This is a genomic window from Streptomyces sp. PsTaAH-137 (genome assembly GCF_003259365.1).
GTDB lineage: Bacteria > Actinomycetota > Actinomycetes > Streptomycetales > Streptomycetaceae > Streptomyces.
The window spans coordinates 314,769-329,574 of the sequence record NZ_QLLY01000006.1 but is presented as its reverse complement, the minus strand read 5'-3'; the positions used below and the strand labels follow the sequence as shown (position 1 = coordinate 329,574).

At 72.7% G+C, this 14,806-nt stretch carries 11 protein-coding genes; 9 read left to right on the top strand and 2 right to left on the bottom strand.

The features are described 5' to 3' along the window. Positions 1-53: 53 nt before the first annotated feature. The gene (locus K377_RS16050; protein WP_111664004.1) at positions 54-1,382 is read right to left on the bottom strand and encodes a DUF6716 putative glycosyltransferase; all 1,329 of its coding nucleotides are present in this window, start codon (positions 1,380-1,382) and stop codon (positions 54-56) included. Between the two features lie 198 nt (positions 1,383-1,580). Here K377_RS16050 and K377_RS16045 point away from each other — a divergent pair, with 198 nt between their 5' ends. The 8 genes from K377_RS16045 (at position 1,581) to K377_RS16010 (ending at position 12,560) form a co-directional block, all read left to right on the top strand. Then, positions 1,581-2,558, top strand: coding sequence for a glycosyltransferase family 2 protein (locus tag K377_RS16045; RefSeq protein WP_111664003.1), 978 nt, complete (start codon positions 1,581-1,583; stop codon positions 2,556-2,558). After that, positions 2,558-3,889 (top strand): alpha-2,8-polysialyltransferase family protein, encoded by a 1,332-nt coding sequence (locus K377_RS16040; RefSeq protein WP_111664002.1) that lies wholly within the window; start codon positions 2,558-2,560, stop codon positions 3,887-3,889. The genes K377_RS16045 and K377_RS16040 overlap by 1 nt, the downstream gene beginning before the upstream one ends. Before the next feature lie 344 nt (positions 3,890-4,233). Next, entirely contained in the window at positions 4,234-5,493 is a 1,260-nt protein-coding gene (locus K377_RS16035) for a hypothetical protein (RefSeq protein WP_111664001.1), read from the top strand. Then, entirely contained in the window at positions 5,490-7,673 is a 2,184-nt protein-coding gene (locus K377_RS16030; RefSeq protein WP_111664000.1) for a polysaccharide pyruvyl transferase family protein, read from the top strand. The genes K377_RS16035 and K377_RS16030 overlap by 4 nt, the downstream gene beginning before the upstream one ends. Positions 7,674-7,780: 107 nt before the next feature. After that, positions 7,781-8,746, top strand: coding sequence for a glycosyltransferase family 2 protein (locus K377_RS16025; RefSeq protein ID WP_111663999.1), 966 nt, complete (start codon positions 7,781-7,783; stop codon positions 8,744-8,746). 2 nt (positions 8,747-8,748) lie between these two features. Beyond that, positions 8,749-10,113 (top strand): polysialyltransferase family glycosyltransferase, encoded by a 1,365-nt coding sequence (locus K377_RS16020; RefSeq protein ID WP_111663998.1) that lies wholly within the window; start codon positions 8,749-8,751, stop codon positions 10,111-10,113. Between the two features lie 56 nt (positions 10,114-10,169). Continuing rightward, a complete protein-coding gene (locus tag K377_RS16015; protein ID WP_258395049.1) occupies positions 10,170-11,270 on the top strand; it encodes an acyltransferase in 1,101 nt (366 codons plus the stop codon). 147 nt (positions 11,271-11,417) lie between these two features. Next, on the top strand, positions 11,418-12,560 hold the full coding sequence (locus K377_RS16010; protein ID WP_258395048.1) for an acyltransferase: 1,143 nt from the start codon (positions 11,418-11,420) through the stop codon (positions 12,558-12,560). Positions 12,561-12,573: 13 nt separating this feature from the next. On the opposite strand, the gene K377_RS16005 is transcribed toward K377_RS16010, so the two are convergent. Further along, positions 12,574-13,287 (bottom strand): TetR/AcrR family transcriptional regulator C-terminal domain-containing protein, encoded by a 714-nt coding sequence (locus K377_RS16005; RefSeq protein ID WP_111663995.1) that lies wholly within the window; start codon positions 13,285-13,287, stop codon positions 12,574-12,576. Between the two features lie 70 nt (positions 13,288-13,357). Between K377_RS16005 and K377_RS16000 the strand changes: the two genes are divergently transcribed. After that, on the top strand, positions 13,358-14,806 hold the full coding sequence (locus tag K377_RS16000; protein WP_111663994.1) for an FAD-dependent monooxygenase: 1,449 nt from the start codon (positions 13,358-13,360) through the stop codon (positions 14,804-14,806).

Below are 14,806 nucleotides of genomic sequence, written 5' to 3'. Positions count from 1 at the left end.
CGGTGCTCCTTCGGGGAGTTCAGGACGTTCGGGGAGTTCAGGGGTGCGGGGGGTCACAGCTCCCCCATCCGGCGGATGACGGGCGCCACGCGCTGCACGCCGTGCCGGTAGGCGCCGCGGGCGGCCCTGCGGACGATCTGGCGGACGGCGCCCGGGTCCTTGTCGCCCGCCGGTGCGCCGGGCAGCGGGCTGCCGTCGGGCGCGAGGTGGTGGCGGGCGAGGATGCGCGGCAGATAGCCGGGGGCCGTGGTGCGGGAGTAGTACGGCGCGAGGGCCTGCCGGTCGCGGCCGAGGAGGGCGGCGACCTTGGCGCGCGCCCCGTCGAAGGCCCGCTCGTAGCTGCCGTCGGCGGCGACGCCCTGCCGGGCGACCCAGGCGGGGTCGGGCTCGGGGCGCAGGCCCGCGTCGAGCTGGTCCCAGGAGACCAGGCAGCCGGAGCCGGTGAAGTGGTGGTTGCCCAGAGCCTCGCGGACCCCGAGGTCGGTGAGGAGTGCGGTGGGGATGCGCCGGTGCAGGGCTTCGAGGGCGGCGGTGGAGCTGACCGTGACGAGCAGGTCGGTGCGGTCGAGGACCTCGCCCATGTTCCCGTACACGAGACGGAAGTTGGCGGGCGTCTCGATGCGCTGCGCGAGCTTCTGGTAGGGGATCTCCTCGATGTGCGTGGTGTGTTCGCCGGGCTTGCTGCGCAGCTTGAGCAGGACCTCGCGGTCGGGGTGCTGCCGGGCGTGCCGCACCAGGCGTTCGAGGAGGTACATCCGGTCGGCCGGGGTGTCCGGCACGGACGGCTGCGCCGCGAAGACGACCGTGTACGGGTCGTGCTCGTCGGTGTAGGGGGCGCCGCCGAGGAACGGCAGCGCGCACTCGGTGACCGCGGAGGCGTCGGCGCCCACGCCCTCGTACACGGTGCGGAAACGCTCCGCGTCGTAGGCCGAGTTGGCGAGGACGACGTCCGCGCCGTGGCGCAGGAGCAGCCCGTCGGCCAGCTTCTCGTAGACGACTCCGACGTAGCCGGTGACGATCACCGGCCGGTCGGCGACCTCGCGCCAGAGGTGCCCGAGTCCGTGCAGTACGGCCTGGACGGCTCCGCCGACGAGGGCGAGGACGACCACGTCGTACTCCTGGTGCGCGCGCTCCATCTCGCGCAGGAACTCGACCGCGGTGACCTCGCTCATGCGGTCGGCGCGCACGCCGACCTCGCCGAGCTGGCGGGGGGTCGGGGTGGCGCGGCCCCGGAGCAGGTATCCGTCGAGCCGGGCGTCGTCGCCGAGCAGGCGGGCGGCGGTGAGAGAGCCCCACTTCCAGCGGGTGTCGGAGTCGGCGAGCACGGCGGCCCTGAGCTGTCCCCCGGGCGCCTTTTCGGTCGTCGTATTGCTTACTGGCACGTGGAAGAACGTAGAAAGGGATTCCGAGCCGCGGCCCAACCAGAACGCAACAAACGGTTAACAACAGATCGCCGAATGGCGAATCAGCCCGGGAATTCGGCTGCGGCGGCCGTGGTTCACCATTCCGACACATGTCGTTCATCGGACATCAAGCCGTCGTCCAATCCGCATGTCAGGCGGTCCCCTAGCGTCCGACGGGTGGTCAAGCTCTCCGTCATCGTGCCGTTCTACAACGTGCAGCAATACGCGCCCGACACCCTCCGCAGCCTTCGCACAAACACACGCGAGGATTTCGAATTCATTCTCGTCGACGACTGCTCCAAGGACGAGACCCCCGCGATACTCGCGCGCGCGGAACGCGAGCTGCCCGGGGCCGTCCTGGTCAGACACGAGAAGAACGGAGGTCTCGCGACGGCCCGCAACACGGGCCTGGACGCGGCGAGAGGCGAGTACCTGACGTTCCTCGACGGCGACGACTGGCTCGCCGAGGGGTATCTGGCGGAACTGGTCGGCTCCATCGAGGAGTTGGGCTGCGACTTCGTGCGCACCGACCATGTGCAGACCAAGGGCCGGGCCCGCTCGGTGTCCCGGGTGCCGGTGGGCGTGCGCAACGAAGTCCTGGTCCCGCGCGAGGCGATCCTGCCCGCCGACCGCACCACCTCGGTCGACTACGCGTACGCCTGGGCCGGTGTCTACCACCGGCGGCTGCTCGACCGCGGGCTGCTGCACTTCACCGACGGACTCCGCACCGCCGAGGACCGTCCGTGGATCTGGCGGCTGCACCGGGAGGCCGAGTCGTTCGCCGCCGTCAGCCTGCTCGGCGTCTTCTACCGGCGCGGGGTGACGACGTCCCTGACGCAGATCGGCGACGTGCGCCAGCTCGACTTCATCCGCGCCTTCGACGAGGTGCTCGCGGAGACGGCGGCGGACCGGGACGCGGACAAGCTGCTCCCGAAGGCCGTTCGCACGTACTGCGCGATCATCGCCCACCACCTGTCGGAGATCGAGAAGTTCGAGCCCGCGGTCGCCAAGCGGCTGCGCACGATGAGCGCGGCGGCGCTGGACCGGATGCCGCAGCCGCTGCTCGCCGACGTCCTCGACACCATGGACCTGGACCGGGCCGCGCGGCTGCGCAGGCTGCGGCGGCGGGTCACCTCAGCGAAGGCGGCCGCCTGATGCCCCGTACCACCCAGATCTTCTGCGCCTCCACGCTGTACGGCGCGGCCACCATCGCCGCGGCGATCGAGGCGGACCGCTTCCGCGAACCGGACCGCCGCATCCTGCTGGTGTTCAACAACGCGTCGGTACCCGAGACCTCGACGCCCGTGCACGAGATGCCCGGGTTCGGCGCGCTGCGCAAGCACTTCGACGAGGTGCTGCTCTTCAACGACGCGATCAGCCCGCTGCACCCGGCGTCCTGGAGTCCGCGCCAGGACGACATCCCGCTCCTGGAGCGGTACTTCAGGACGCTGTGGCGGCTGGACGACGACCGGCTCGAACTGGTCCTGGAGTCCCTCCAGGTCAATCCGGCGCTGGCGTTCGCCCAGATCTTCACGGGTGCGCCGATCCACGCGTACGCGGACGGGCTGATGAGCTACGGCCCCACCCGCAACAAGATCGACCCGCTGGTCGGGACGCGTGTACGCCGGCTGCTCCACCTGGATCTGGTGCCGGGGCTGAAGCCGGTGCTGCTCAGCGAGTTCGGCGTGGAGCCGGAGATCGTGCCCGCCGAGAACTTCCTGAAGGTGATGGGCTCCCTGACCGGCGCGAGCGGCGAGGTGCCCGCGGTGCCCGACGGGGCCGCGCTGCTGCTCGGCCAGTACCTGTCCGCGCTGGACATCCTCACGCCCGCCGAGGAGACCCAGCTCCATGTGCGGATGATGCGCGGGGCCGTCGCGCGCGGCCACCGTTCGCTCGTCTTCAAGCCGCACCCGATGGCCCCGGCCGACTACGAACTGGCCCTGGAGGCCGAGGCGGAGCGGCTCGGCGTCGACCTCACCGTGATCGACCAGCCGGTCCTCGCCGAGGTGCTGTTCGCGCGGGCGCGGCCCGCGCTGGTCGTCGGCTGCTTCTCCACGGCGCTGTTCACCGCGTCGGCGTTCTACGGGCTTCCGGTCGCCCGGATCGGGACCGGGACGCTGCTCGACCGGCTCGCGCCGTTCCAGAACAGCAACCGGGTGCCGGTCGTCCTCGCCGACGCGCTGCTGCCCGACCTGGAGGCGGAGACGCCGGCCGACCCGCTGCCGCCCAAGCAGCTCGAAGGTCTGGTGACCGCGGTGAGCTTCGCGATGCAGCCGCAGGTGCTGCCCGCGCTGCGGCCCGCGGCCGAGCGGTTCCTCTCCCAGCACTTCGACGGCCGTGTTCAGCGGTACTTCAAGAAGCGCCGGCTGACCGTGCTCGGGCTGCCCGGCGGCATCCCGCAGCGCCTGGCGTTCCTGCCGCGCAACTCCACGGCCCGCCGGGTGGCGCGGCGCGCACGGCGGACGTGGCGGTCGGTCAAGGGGTGACCCGGGGCCGGTCGCGCTGCGCGTCATCCGTCCCACCGTCGTGGTTGCTCGCGCAGTTCCCCGCGCCCCTGAGGCAGGCGCTTCGCGCCGCCTCATCCGATGAGATGGCGCACGAAGTGCGCATCTCAGGGGCGCGGGGAACTGCGCGAGAAGCGGCCACCGGGCCGCGGACGAACGAACCACCCAGGGGCGCGGGGAACCGCGCGGCGGGGAGAGTTCATCCGCCGTCCACCGGAAAGCCGCCCGGGGCGCCGTGCGGTGGGGCACATTCGGGCCTCCGGCCGCACGCGGCGCGGACCGGTCCTGTCCGGGAACGACTGGGAGCACACAAGAACGGTGAGCGCATGACGAACCCCCTGGCGGGACTCTTCAAGGCGCGGCAGCGGGACGCCGCCAGGTCCGCCCTGTACGCGGGCAGCGTCCACCGGTGCGGCGCCTATCTCGCGGAGCAGGGCGCCCCGGCCCCGCTGATCCCCCGGCAGACCCGGCTCACCCAGGCCATCGGCACCCTGACGGCCGCCGTGGACGGCCCCGCCGCCGACCCGTTCGACGCGCTGCTCGGCGTCGGGGAGCGGGCCCTGGAGACGGGCGGCGACGCCTCGGCGGAGCTGGCCCTGAGCGTCGCCGGGACCGCGACCCGGCTGCGGCAGCGCTCCCGGGCGGCCTGGCGGCTGCACGGCGCGGCCCTGGACGGGCTCGGCCGCGACGCCGAGGCGCTGGAGTCCTACGAGCGGTATCTCACCCTGGTCCCGGACGGCGAGGGCGCCCCGGGCACCGTCCGCCGGATCGACACCCTGCGCCAACGGCGGGCTGTCCTCGCCGAGTTGGCCGACCTCGTAGGCGACGAAACCGAGGAGACCGCGGCACTGCGGGCCGCCCTGAGCAGCCCCGCCGCAGCGCCCTCCGCACTCACCCCGCAGGTGGCCGACCTGGTCCGGCGGCGGACGGTCCGGGACGGCGCGGGCGATCCCGCGGTGCGCCGTCTCGCGGAGCTGTACGGCACCTACCGACGGCTGGTGGAGCGGGACGCCGTGCCCGACGCACTGCCCGACGCCGTGACGCCGGTCGGGGTGGCGGGCCTGCGCGCGCTGCTCGACGGCAAGAGCGTGGGCGTGGTCGCGAGCACCGACGCCGGGGCGGGCGCCGTGCTCGACGGCTACGACGTGGTGGTGCGCTGCGACGGGTTCCGCGGCGGCGCCCGTACCGATCTGCACGCCGTGACCCCGCGCGGCGCCACCCCCTGGGACGGCCCCCCGTGGACCGCGCCGACCGGCATCCGGCTGGTGTTCGACGAGGCGGCGCCGCGCTGGCGCCGGATCGTCCGGCAGCGGCTCGTGCCCGGCGCGCAGGAGCACATCGGCGACGTCTCGCTGCGCCGCCCGCTGACCGACCCCGCGCTGCTCGGCGAGCCGGCGTGGGGCGAGGAGGCGAGCACCGCCTTCACGGTGCTGCGCCTGCTGGACTTCCTGGACGTCACCCCCCGCCTCGACCTCATCGGTTTCCCGGCGTCCGGCGCGGGTGCGCTGCGCCCGGCGGAGGCCGCGTGGGTCGCGGACCACTCGACGCAACGAGACGACAGCACGATGAGGACCGCCCTGCGATGACGATTTCCCGCGCCGACGACCGCTCCGCCGTCACCGGCAAGCGGCGGATCGCGTTCGCCGTCCACACCGACGCCGACGCGCTGCCCGCCGTGGCCACGCTGCTGCGCAGCCTGGTGCTCAGCAATCCGGCCGTGTGCGAGGACGTGGTGGTCCTCCATCCCGGGCTCCCCGACGCCGAGTTCGACGGCCTGCGCCGACTGCACCCCCGGTTGATCACCCGCCGCGCCGGCTCGCGGGACGAGATGCTCCGGCTGCCGGACCACGACACCGTGATCGCGCTCGACCCGGCGATGGTCGTCCTCGGCGACCTCGGTGAACTGCTGCGGCTGCGGCGCGGGGTGGCCGCCGTGCCGCAGGTGTGGTGCGACGAGACGGGCGCGGAGCGGCGCTCGGTGCTGCCCGACGGGCTGAAGGTCGTACAGCGCGCGGACGCGGAGAAGGGCGACGCCGAGGTCGCCGTCGACGCGCGCTTCGACTTCCTCACGCGCCGCCTGCACGACGGGCTTCCGGTGCCGCCGCAGGTCGCGGTGCTGCACTTCAGCCACCCGTCGGACGCGCCCGGGTACGGCCCGGCCGCCGAGGCGCGGGCCCGTTTCGAGCTGGACGACGAGGAGTTCCGGGCCGCGTACCGCGCGCTGCCCGGCGGCAAGCACCCCGAGCTGGTCGCGCATCTCGCGCCGCCGCTCCTGGAGACCCGGCCCTCGCTCGATCTGGCCCGCACGGTCGCGGACGTGTACCGGCAGCAGGGCCGCTACGACGAGGCCGTCGCGGTGCTCGCCCCGGTGCTCGACGACCGGGCGGACGCGCCGCGCTGCCACGAGACGCTGGGCCTGTGCCTGATGGCGCTGTCCCGCTACGCCGAGGCGGAGACCCATCTGCTGCTGGCCGCCGCCTCCCCCGACACCGCGCCGCGTGCCTTCGCGCAGCTCGCCCGTCTCGCCTGGCTGTGCGGCCGGGAGGCGGACGCGCACGCCTACGCCCGGCAGGGCCTGACCGCCGACCCGACGGACGCGGGGTGCCACGCCTGGTACGTCCGTACGCGCGAGGAGCCCGGCGCGGCACCGGACCCGGCGCCCGCGTCCGAACAGCTCGCGCACGTCGCGCTGTTCGCGGAGGGCAACGAGAACGCGGGCGACAAGGTGCTGCCGGAGGCGGTCCGCCAGTGCTTCGGTACGGACACGGGTCCGCGCCGCTGGTACCAGCAGCACGCGCACCTGCTGGTGGACGAGGCGGCGCTGGAGCGGCTGAACGCACGGCGCGGTGTCGTCGTCGGAGGCGGCGGCCTCTTCCTGCCGGACACCTCGCCCAACAGCAACAGCCACTGGCAGTGGAACATGCCGGACGAGCTGCTCGGCCGGCTCACGGCGCCGCTCGCGGTGTTCGCGGTCGGCTACAACGTGTTCGACGGGCAGCAGTACCGCAGGACCCGGTTCGCCGAGAGCCTGCGGAAGCTCGTGGAGCGGTCGGCGTTCTTCGGGCTGCGCAACCACGGTTCGATCGACCGGGTGCGGGAGCTGCTCCCCGCCGGGCTGCGCGACCGGGTCCGCCACCAGCCGTGCCCGACCACGGTGGCCGATCTGCTCGTGCCGCCCGCCGAGCGGACCCCGCGCTCCGACACCGTCCTGGTCAACTGCGCGTACGACCGGGCGGGGCTGCGCTTCGGCCACGACTACGGGCACTTCCTCGCCGAAATGGCCTTCGCGCTGCGGCAGTTGGGCGAGCGGGCCGACGTGCGGTACGCGGCCCACATGCCGGCCGACGAGAAGTTCGTGCACGACCTGCGCCGCGAGCACGGCCTGAGCCTGCCCGTCGAGCGGCTCTACGCGCTGTCGAACGACGCGATCCGCGATCTGTACCGCGGGGTGCGCCTGGTGATCGGGATGCGCGGGCACGCGGGCATGATCCCGTTCGGCTGCGGCACCCCGATCCTCAGCCTCGTCTCCCATCCGAAGCTGGCGTACTTCCTGTCGGACATCGACCGCCCGGAGTGGGGTCTTTCGGTGCACGACCGGGATCTCGGGCCGCGGCTCGCCGAGCGGGCGGCGGCGCTCCTCGACGACCACGACGCCGCCGTGGCGGACGTGCGCGCCGCACAGGAGACCCTGTGGAAGACCACACAGGCGAACATCGCGGAACTGCGCGGGATCTTCGGGATTTCCGACAGTTCATCTGGCACGTAATCAGAGTTCACCCAACAGCGCTTCTCCAGTCACCGTTCACACCGGGAACATCCATAACCTGTGGCACAACCCGTTCCAGGCTCGAACATTTTTTTGGAGTGGCACGCGTGCCGATACTTTCCGTCATCGTCCCCATGCACAATGTGGGGGCCTTCGCCGAGAGCACCCTGCGAAGTCTCGTCGGCAACGTGCACCCCGACTTCGAGTTCCTGATCGTCGACGACTGCTCCACGGACGCCACCCCGCAGATCATCGACCGCTGGACGCGGAAGCTCCCCAACGCGCGGTTGCTGCGGCACGAGGAGAACCGGGGCATCGCGCAGGCCCGCAACACCGGTATCGACGCGGCGCACGGCGACTATCTGACGTTCCTCGACGGCGACGACTGGTACGCCCCCGGCTATCTGCCCGAACTCGTCGACCGAATACAGGCGTTGGGCTGCGACTTCGCCCGCACCGACCACGTCCAGGCCACCGGCCGGGACCGGGTCGTGCGCAGACCGCCGGCCGGCGCCCGCGACACGGTGTTCTCGACCCGGGACGGCATCGCGCCGGCCCACCGGGAGACGATGGTCGACTACCCCTTCGTCTGGGCCGGCATCTACAGCGGACATCTCTTCGCCGACGGCGGGATGCGCTTCGCGACCCAACTGCGCACCGCCGAGGACCGGTTGTGGATCTGGCGGCTGCACCTCACGGCGCGGACGTACGCGGCCGTGGGCCTGCACGGCATCTTCTACCGGCGGGGCGTGGCGACCTCCCTGACCCAGATCAAGGACGACCGCCAGCTGGACTTCATCCCGGCCTACGACCTCCTCCTGGAGGACGTGAAGAACGACCCGGAGGCCGACCGCTTCCTCCCCAAGGCCGTACGGACGTACTGCGCGATGATCGCCTTCCACCTGGCGAAGGCGGACGAGTACGACACCGCGGCGGCCCGGCGACTGCGCCGCGAGGCCCGCGCCGCCCTCCACCGGATGCCCGAGCAGGTGCTGGAGGAGACCCTCAGATCGATGGACAGCAAGCGGAGCCGCATCCTCAGCCGCCTGCGCGACGGCCGGAAGGCTGCCTGACCATGCAGAACCGCACGCACCGCACCACCCAGATCTTCCAGGTCTCGACGCTGTACGGCGCGGCCACACTGGCCGCCGCCCTCGACGCGGAACAGTTCGGCCCGCGCGAGGACACCCGGCGCATCCTGCTGGTCTCCCAGAACGCCACCGTGCCGGAGACCGCGCTGCGCCTCGACGAGATGCACGGCTACGAGCAGATCGTCCGCCGCTTCGACCACGTGGTCAGCTGGAACGAGGCGATCCGCCCGCACCACCCCAGCGTCTGGGGCCCGCGCGGCGACGACGCGACGCTGTGGCAGCGGGCCTTCCGGCTCGCCTGGGACATCGACCCGCGCGAGAAGGTCGAGCTCGCCGTCGAGTCGATCCAGGTCAACCCGGGACGCGCGCTCGCGGCGATCTTCTCGGAGAGCGCCGTGCACGTGTACGCGGACGGCCTGATGAGCTACGGCCCGACCCGCGAGCGGCTGCCGCTCTCCATCGGCTCGCGCATCCAGCGGCTGCTCCACCTCGACCTGGTGCCGGGGCTTCGCCCGCTGCTGCTCTCCGAGTTCGACGTGGAGCCGGAGATCGTGCCGGACGAGGCGTTCCGGGCGGTGCTCGACGAGATCGCCGGGGCGGCCGCCGACGACCCGCGCCTGACGCCCGTACGCGAACAGGCGCCCACCGCCGTGCTGTTGGGGCAGTACCTCGCGGCCATCAACATCCTGAGCGCGGCCGAGGAGGAGGACCTGCACGTGGCGATGCTCGCCGCCGCCGCGCGGGCCGGACACCGGTCGGTCGTCTTCAAGCCGCACCCGACCGCGCCGCCCAGCTACTCGGCGGCGCTGAGCAAGGCGGCCGCCGACGCGGGCGTCCGGCTCACCGTCCTCGACGCGCCGCTGCTGGCCGAGACGCTGTACGCGCACACCCGGCCCGAGCTGGTCGTCGGCTGCTTCTCCACGGCGATGGTGACCGCGTCGGCGTACTACGGCATCCCGGTCGGCCGGGTCGGCACGGCGCTGGTGATGGAGCGGCTGAAGCCCTACCAGAACAGCAACCGCGTCCCGCTGGCGATCATCGACCACGTGGTGCCGGACCTCGCGGCCGGTGCGGACGCGGCCCTCGTCGGCGAGGCCCCCGCGACACTGGCGCCGCTGGTGCGCACGATCGGCTTCTGCATGCAGCCCGGCCTCCAGGAGCAGTCGCGCGAGCACGCCGAGAGCTATCTGCGCGAGCACCTCGCCGCGCTGCCCGGCTTCTACTTCCCCGAGCCGCGTCTCGCCGAACTCGACCTGCCCGGCGCCGGACCGCAGGCCCGCGCGAAGCTCCGGGCGCGCAAGGCCCGGCGCGTGGTCGGCAGGACCGTCCGGCGCACCGCCCGGCGATGACCGCGCCGAGCGGCTCCGCCCCCGTCCCTCACCCTCCCGCCCCCGAAAGGCGCGCCGTGCAACCCGAGACGACCCTCAGCCCGCCCGAGTCCGCCCCGGACGCCTCGGCCGCCCCGGCGGTCGTGACGCTGCCGGCCCCGAAGCGCGAACACCGCTTCGACGTCGACCTGATGCGGCTGCTCTGCTCCGCGATCGTCATGCTGGGGCACGTCGGCTCCCAGTTCATCCGGTCCACCGGCAACGACCCGGCGAACGGCTCCGGTTCGTACTGGGCGGGGCATGTCGCCGAGGCGATCAACCCGTTCGCCGTCCCGATGTACTTCGCGATAGCCGGGTGGGCGGTGCTCGTGGGCGCGCCGCCGAAGGACAGCGCGCGCATGTGGAAGCGGCTCGTGCGCAACACGGTCCCGCTGTTCGCGTGGACCGCCGTGTACCTGCTGTGGGCGTGGCTGCGCGACCGCAACGAGCGGCCGATGACCGAGCTGGCGGTGGACTCCCTCGTCGGTTCCGTGGAGCCCGCGTACCACCTGTGGTTCATGTACACGTACATCCCGATCATCGTGCTCCTCGCGTTCGCCATGCTGATCAAGGCGGGCCAGCGCCCGTGGGGCCTGGGCGCCGTGCTGCTCGGGATCGCCGTCCTGCCCAGCGTCCTGGACACGATCACCCGGACCACCGGCCACGACATGCCCACCGTGGCCTGGGGGTTCAGCACCTACTCGCTGGTGTACGCGGTCGGCGGCGCGATGCTCTTCGCCGTCCCGGCCGGGGTCGTGCGCTGGCGCAAGGCGCTGATGGTGCTGCTGCCGATCGCGATGGCCGCGTGCCTCTGGTACAACACGCAGGTCCACTACGTGATCCCCAACGCGCACCTGTTCGTGGCCGTCAGCTTCATCTGCGTGCTGCTGCTGGTGAGCCGGGTCAACGTGCCGGAGAAGTGGCGGCCGTTGCTCCAGAAGCTGGCCGGTGCCGCGCTCGGCGCGTACATGGTGCACGTGCTGTTCGTCGAGGAGATCGTGCGGCCGCTGGTGTCGCCGGACTGGAGCGGTCCGGTGGCCGGGCTGATCCTGGTCGGCCTGCTCGCCACGGTCATGGCGCTGTCGTTCGCGACGAGCCTGCTGTGGGGCAAGCTGAATCTGCGCCGCTATCTCGGCTGACGGCGGGTGACCGGCGGATGACGTTCTCGCGAGCACTCGGCGAACCGGCCCCGCGACGCTCCAACTCCTGCTGTGCCGCTGCCTAGTGTGGGCTGTGACCCGCCGCCGCCCCCGCGGCACCACGACGCACAGCAGGGAGCAGTTCCCGTGACCGAGACGGTCGTCAGCACGCCGGACGCCCCGCCGGTTCCGCGCTCGGCTCCGTCCCCCTCGCGGGGCAGGGCCGGTGGTGGCGGCGAGGGCCGGCTGCGTGCCCTGGACGGGCTGCGGCTGGTCGCCGCGCTGATGGTCGCCGCCTATCACTACGGCGGCCGGGGCGGTGACGTCGCCAGCGCCTGGGGCACGTCACCGCGCGAGCAGTTCCCCACGCTGCACGGCCTGTTCGCGTACGGCTGCCTGGGCGTGCAGGTCTTCTTCGTCATCAGCGGGTTCGTCATCTGCCGCAGCGGCTGGGGCCGCCCGCTGCGCTCCTTCTTCGCGTCCCGCGCGGCCCGGCTCCTCCCCGCGTACTGGGTGGCGATCGTCCTGGTGACGGCCGTCTTCGCGCTGCCGATGGTGGCCTACGCGACGGTCTCGCCCAGCGACGCGCTGCTGAACCTCACCATGCTCCAGCAACCACTGGGCGCCGACCGGGTGCTCGGCGTGTGCTGGACGCTCTGGGCGGAGCTGCGCTTCTACGCCCTGTTCGCCCTGTGCGTGGTGCTGCCCGGCGCGACCCGGCAGCGCGTCGTGCTGTTCTGCGCGGTGTGGACGCTGGCGGCGGCGCTGGCCCAGGCGTCGGGCGAGCCGTTCCTCGGGGTGCTGCTGATGCCCGAGTACGCGCCGTTCTTCATCGGCGGCATCGGCCTCTATCTGGTCCACCGCGACCGGCGGGACGTCCTGGCCTGGGGCATCGTCGCCGTCGGCTGGGCGATCGGGCAGCACTACGCGGTGGCGGGCCTGTGGCACGCGCCGGATCCACACGCCTTCTCGCAGCGCTCCTCGCTCGGCATCGTCGCGGTGGTCACGCTGGGCTTCGCGGCGGTCGCGGCGATCGCCGTGGGCCGCACGGGCTGGGCGAACTGGCGCTGGCTCACCACGGCGGGCGCGCTGACGTACCCCTTCTACCTGGTCCACGAACATCTGGGCTGGGTGGTGATCGGCTTCCTGCACCGGCGCGCCGGACTGCCGTCGTCCGTCACGTTCGCGGGGACGGTCGCGTCGATGCTGGTCCTCGCGTGGCTGATCAACCGGTACGTGGAGCGGTGGGCGACGCCCCGGCTGCGCGGGGCGCTGACGGCCGTTCGGTGACCCGGGCGCCGCGTCAGCGCACCCCGTACCGCGCCTCGATCCCCGCGACGATCAGCCGCAGCCCTTCCTCGAACCGCTCGTCGTAGCCCGCGAACAGGCGCTCCCCCGCGGCCGCCGCGAGCGGATAGTCGGCGAGCAGCTCGGCCCGCTCCGCCACGTCCACGGGCCGTGGGGCGTCCGGGGCCTGCTGCTGCATGCCCTGCTCCTCGGTGACGAACCCGAGCGTGTACATGTACGTGGTGGAGCTGGCCCAGGCGGCCTGGTCGGCGGTGAACCCGGCCTCCGTGAGGAAGCGCAGGTTCGCCTCCATCTCGGGGCCGTGGTCGGTCCCGGTGAACCGTGAGCCGCTGAACACCTTGGCGCCGTCGCGGTAGCGCAGGAGCGTGGCGCGGAGCTGCCGGTTGCCGAGCATCAGCCACTCCTGCCAGGGGCCGTGGGGCCGGTGCGGCTCATAGCCGACGGTCGTGTGCGCCTCCTCGGCTCCGACCATGCGCCGGAACATCACGGTCGCCATCTCGTCGAGCAGCGCCTGCTTGTTCTTGAAGTGCCAGTACAGGGCGGGCGCCTGCACGTTCAGCTCCTTGGCGATGGCGCGGAGCGTCAGGCCCTCCAGACCTACGTCGTTCAGCAGGTCCAGCGCGGTGTCGGCGACCTGCGCCTTGTCGAGCCGGGGCTTCTTCGCATCTTTCGGGTTCTTCACGTCTTTCGGGTTCTTGTCGTCGGCCACGCTTGACAGTTTAACGCCGTTAAGGCGATGCTCGACACATCAAACTTAACGTCGTTAAGGAGCGAGGGTGATGGCGGTGGCGACGACGGACGTACTGGTGGTGGGCGCGGGTCCGACGGGCCTGGTGCTGGCGGCGGATCTGGCGCGGCGCGGGGTCGATGCCCTGCTGGTGGAGCGGGCGGCCGGGCTGTTCCCCGGGTCGCGCGGCAAGGGGCTCCAGCCGCGCACGCAGGAGGTGCTGTACGACCTGGGGGTGCTGGACGCGATCCGCGCGGCGGGCACGGAGTATCCGACGATGCGGATGTGGGAGGGCGCCGAGCCGGGCCAGGAGTGGGACATGATGGAGCGCTCCGAGCCGAGCGATCAGGTCCCGTTCCCCGACGGCTGGCTGATCCCGCAGGCCCGCACGCAGGAGGTGCTGCACGCACGGCTGCGGGAGCTGGGCGGAGAGGTCCGCTTCGGCGCGGGGCTGACGGGCCTGGCTCAGGACGCGAGCGGGGTGACGGCCGAGCTGGACGACGGCTCGACGGTCCGCGCGCGGTACGCGGTGGCGGCGGACGGCGGCCGCTCGACGGTCCGCGGGCTGCTCGGCATCGGCATGACCGGTGAGACGGTGGACGCGAAGCCGATGCTGGTCGCGGACGTGCGGGTGACGGACGACGCCCCGGTCCCGGACACGCACTGGCACGTGTGGCCCAAGGCCCCGGAGGGCACAGTGGCGTTCTGCCCGCTGCCGTCGCCGGACGGCGGCCGGGTCTTCCAGCTCGTCGCCCAGTACACGGACGAGTCGGCGCTCCCCGACACCTCACCGGCGGGCGTGGCCAAGCTCCTCGCGAGCCGTACGGTGCTCAGCGAGGAGCACGTCGCGGAGGTGCTCTGGGCCTCGGACTTCCGGGCGCGGGCGGCACTCGCGGACCGCTTCAGGTCCGGCCGGGTCTTCCTGGCGGGCGACGCGGCGCACATCCACTCCCCGGCGGGCGGCCAGGGGCTGAACACGAGCGTGCAGGACGCGTACAACCTGTCGTGGAAGCTGGCGGCCGTGCTCGCCGGGGCCCCCGAGTCACTCCTGGACACCTATGAGGAGGAGCGGATACCGGTCGCGGCGGACATCCTCGGCGTCAGCACCCGCATCCACCGGTCCGAGACCCCGGTCAGGCGCGGCGGCGAGCTGCGCCAACTGGGCATCGGCTACCGGGAGTCGGCGCTGACCGTGGAGACCCGCACGGAGCTGTCGGAGGACGCGCTGCGGGCGGGCGACCGGGCGCCGGACGGCCGGCCCGGCGGGATCCGCCTCTTCGACGCCTTCCGGGGACCGCACTGGACGCTGCTCGGAGTGGGGACGGCCGGGCTGCCGACGCTGGACGGCGAGTCGGTCCGCACCGTCTCCGTCCCCGCGTACGAGGCGTACGGCACCGGTGTCTTCCTGGTGCGTCCTGACGGCTATGTGGGGTGGGCCGGGGACGGCGCGGAGGGGGTGGCGGAGTATCTGGCGCGGGCCGGGGTCGTGGCCGGGAGGTGA

Bases quoted from the DNA above. Each gene is read 5' to 3' on its own strand.
- K377_RS16040 (WP_111664002.1), top strand. From the start codon at position 2,558: ATGCCCCGTACCACCCAGATCTTCTGCGCCTCCACGCTGTACGGCGCG.
- K377_RS16035 (WP_111664001.1), top strand. From the start codon at position 4,234: ATGACGAACCCCCTGGCGGGACTCTTCAAGGCGCGGCAGCGGGACGCC.
- K377_RS16030 (WP_111664000.1), top strand. From the start codon at position 5,490: ATGACGATTTCCCGCGCCGACGACCGCTCCGCCGTCACCGGCAAGCGG.
- K377_RS16020 (WP_111663998.1), top strand. From the start codon at position 8,749: ATGCAGAACCGCACGCACCGCACCACCCAGATCTTCCAGGTCTCGACG.
- K377_RS16000 (WP_111663994.1), top strand. From the start codon at position 13,358: ATGGCGGTGGCGACGACGGACGTACTGGTGGTGGGCGCGGGTCCGACG.